3 protein-coding genes and 1 pseudogene are annotated in these 3243 nt (G+C 72.4%); all 4 read left to right on the top strand.

Annotated elements, in window-relative coordinates; all coding sequences use genetic code 11:
• Nucleotides 1-1039 (top strand): hypothetical protein (locus tag AB0M20_RS34245; protein WP_364304495.1); only part of this gene is annotated, 1039 nt, incomplete at its 5' end.
• A 38-nt stretch (nt 1040-1077) separates the two neighbouring features.
• The gene (locus AB0M20_RS34240; RefSeq protein ID WP_364304494.1) at nt 1078-1905 is read left to right on the top strand and encodes an LLM class F420-dependent oxidoreductase; all 828 of its coding nucleotides are present in this window, start codon (nt 1078-1080) and stop codon (nt 1903-1905) included.
• Nucleotides 1902-2294, top strand: a complete 393-nt coding sequence (locus AB0M20_RS34235; protein ID WP_364304493.1) for a TIGR03668 family PPOX class F420-dependent oxidoreductase — start codon at nt 1902-1904, stop codon at nt 2292-2294. The genes AB0M20_RS34240 and AB0M20_RS34235 overlap by 4 nt, the downstream gene beginning before the upstream one ends.
• A gap of 93 nt (nt 2295-2387) precedes the next feature.
• Nucleotides 2388-3243, top strand: a pseudogene (locus tag AB0M20_RS34230) (hypothetical protein); the annotation flags it as partial.

Below are 3243 nucleotides of genomic sequence, written 5' to 3'. Positions count from 1 at the left end.
CGAGCGGCTAACCGCGATCACCGTGCCGGCCGGCCGAATCGACATGATCGACGTGCTGCCCGCCGCGCGCCGCCGGGTCGCGCGCCGCCGCATCGCCGTCGTGGCCGGCTCCGCCGCGCTGACCGCCGTGGCGTTGATCGCCGTGCCGGCGCTGCTGCCCGACAAGAAGGCGGCCACCGGGCTTCTGCCCGCCGAGCCGACCTCATGTGTACGCACCGAGCTCACGGCACCCGCCGGCGTCAGCGAACCCATCGTGCGTGGTGTCGATCCGAGCGGGCGCTACATCATCGGCACCGCGACGGCGGGCGGGCTGCTGCGGCCGGTGCTGTGGACGGATGGCACGGCCACGGTGCTCCCGGCCATGAAAGAGGTGGTGGAGGCCACTGACGTCAACCAGACCGGCGTCGTGGTCGGGCTCGTCGGCGGAGCAGAGGGCGGGGGTACGGGTGCCGCCCGCTACGAGAACGGCCGGTGGACCTCGCTGGAACTGCCGCCCGGACAGTGGAACGTGTCCCCGGAACCGCGGATCAACGCCGGCGGTGACGTCATCGTCGACGTCGAACCGTCCGCCGGCGGGCCGGCCGTGCATCTGTTGTGGAGGGCGGGCACGACCGCGGCCGAGCGGGTGACGCTGCCCGGGGGAGCGGCGATGCGCGACATCGCCGACGACGGCGGGATCGCCGGTGTGATCGGCGACGCGGCGTGGGTCTGGGACCGCACGGGCAAGGGGACCGAGCTCGAGAAGTCGGACGGCCAGGCGGTCACCGCATACGCGATCCGGGGCGACTGGGTGGCCGGCGGCGTCTCAGGCGACCAGACCGGTGCGGTGTGGAACCGCCGGACCGGGAGGATCACCAGGCTGAACGCCGAGGGTCCCGCCGCCGCCGTCAACTCGTCGGGCTGGGCGGTGACCGACAATGCGACCCTGCGCGACGGCGCTGCCCTCGACCTGGGTGGCGGCACCGCGATCGGCGTGTCCGACACCGGGCTGGTCGTCGGCCACGACGCAGACGAGAGAAACAGCATGTGGCGCTGCTGAGCGGGAAATTGTCGTAGGCCCGCCGTAGGGTTTTCGCCATGGACTTCGGTGTCGGTTACTTCCCCACGCACGACGGTGTGGGGCCCGGGGAGATCGCCCGGATCGTGGAGGAGCGCGGGCAGTCGGGCATCTACTTCGCCGAGCACACGCACATCCCCGCCAGCCGGGAGACGCCCTATCCGGGCGGCGAGCTGCCGCGGCGTTACTACCACACGTATGACCTGTTCGTGGCGCTCACCGCGGCCGCCGTCGCCACCCGGCGGCTGCGCGTGGGCGCCGGGGTCTGCCTGGTCATCGAGCGCGATCCCATCACCACCGCCAAGGAGGTGGCTTCGGTCGACCATCTCAGCGGTGGCCGGCTCGACTTCGGCGTCGGCATCGGGTGGAACCGCGAGGAGATGCGCAACCACGGCACCGACCCGCGGCTCCGCACGCCGATCCTCGGTGAGCGCGTCCGTGCCATGCAGGCGATCTGGACTCAGGACGAGGCGACCTTCCACGGCGAGCACGTGAACTTCGACCGCATCTGGTCCTGGCCCAAGCCGGCGCAGAAGCCGTGGCCGCCGGTGCTGATCGGCGGTGGCGGACCGTCGGTCCTCGACCGGGTTCTTCAGTACGGGGACGGCTGGTTTCCGCAGTGGCACGACCGTGACCTCTTCCCGCGCATCGCCGAGCTGCGTGGCCGGGCCGACCGGCATCTGCAGGTGCAGGTGCTCAGCGTGCCGCCCGACCCCAAGGCGCTCGAGCAGCTCGCCGAGGCCGGCGTCGACCGGGCTTCGATGTGGTTGCCGTCCGGGCCGTGGAGCCGCATCGAGGGCCGCCTGCAGAAGTGGGAGGCGGCCATCGCCGAGATGATGGGGGAGTGAAACCGGCGGACCGGTTCGCCACCGCTCGGGTCGCCCGGCTGGCGACCGTTGGGACCGATGGCGCTCCGCACCTCGTACCCATCGTCTTCGCCCTGCAGCGGGACCTGATCCACACGGCGGTCGATGGGAAGCCCAAGCGGCACCGCAATCTGCGACGCCTGGTCAACATCGCGGCGGAGCCGCGGGTGACCGTCCTGGCCGACCACTACGAGGAGGACTGGGGACGGCTGTGGTGGGTGCGCGCCGACGGGCTCGCCGTGGTGCGCGACGAGTCGCCGGCCGGGCTGGCCGCGCTGTCCGCCAAGTACCAGCAGTACCGCGACACCCCGCCGCCGGGCCCGTTCGTGGAGATCTCCGTGCAGCGGTGGTCGGCCTGGATGTCCGGCTGAGTCCTGTCCAGTTCGAGCGCTCGGCGATACACCTAGCGCTTCTGAGTACGCCGACTCATCCGCGCGAGCGGCCCTTACCGCGACGATCGTCGAGTGACGACGTATCCCTGCCCGACGTGCGGTGCGACCGCCTCCCTGGCCGCCGGTTGCCCGGGTTGCGGCCGAGGCCCCGACGCCGAAGCCGCCGAGGTGATCCGGCTCGACGCCGAGATCGCCGTGCTGGTGCGGCGGCGGCAGACGACCGCCGCGCGCATCCAGGCACGACCGGACGGCTTTCCGCCGCCCATGCGGACGCCGGCCATCCGGATGCCGTCTTCACAAAAGCCGATGGCCTCGCTGCCTGGAGGAACGCCCCCGGCGGCCAAGCCGGCGGCGCCCCTGCAAGCGCAGGCAGCCGCCGAGAACGCCGCGTCGGCCAAGGGCCCCGAGGCCTCCGCGAAGCTGGTTCAGACCGCGCTCTTCCTGCTCGGCGGGTTGTTGCTGGGCGTCGCCGCGATCGTCTTCACCGCGGTGGCCTGGTCGCAGTTCGGTGTGGGCGGTCGCGCCGCGCTGCTCGCGCTCTTCACCTTTGCCGCCCTGGGCGCCCCGCTGCTCGCTCTGCGCCGGGGACTGACGGCGACGGCCGAGACCTTCGCCGCGGTCGGCCTGCTGCTGGTCCTGCTCGACGGCTACGCGGCCTGGTATGTGAATCTGTTCGGCCTCGCTGACTTCCCGCCCTACGGGTACGCGGGCGCGGTCTGCGCCGTGACCACCGCCGTCGCCGCCGGGTACGAGCACTTCACCGGCCTGACCGGCCCGCGCTACGCGGCGCTGGTCGTCGCCCAGCCCGTGGTGCCCTTGCTGACGCAGCCGCTGGATCTCGGCCTGACCGGCTGGGCGTTCCGGCTGGCCGCCGTGGCCGCACTGAACCTCGTCGTCCTCTATCTGCGCCCGGCCCGGCTGACCGTCG

This window comes from Actinoplanes sp. NPDC051633, assembly GCF_040681735.1.
Lineage (GTDB): Bacteria > Actinomycetota > Actinomycetes > Mycobacteriales > Micromonosporaceae > Actinoplanes.
Note: the sequence above shows the minus strand (reverse complement) of the source record. Positions and strands in the feature narration are given on the sequence as shown.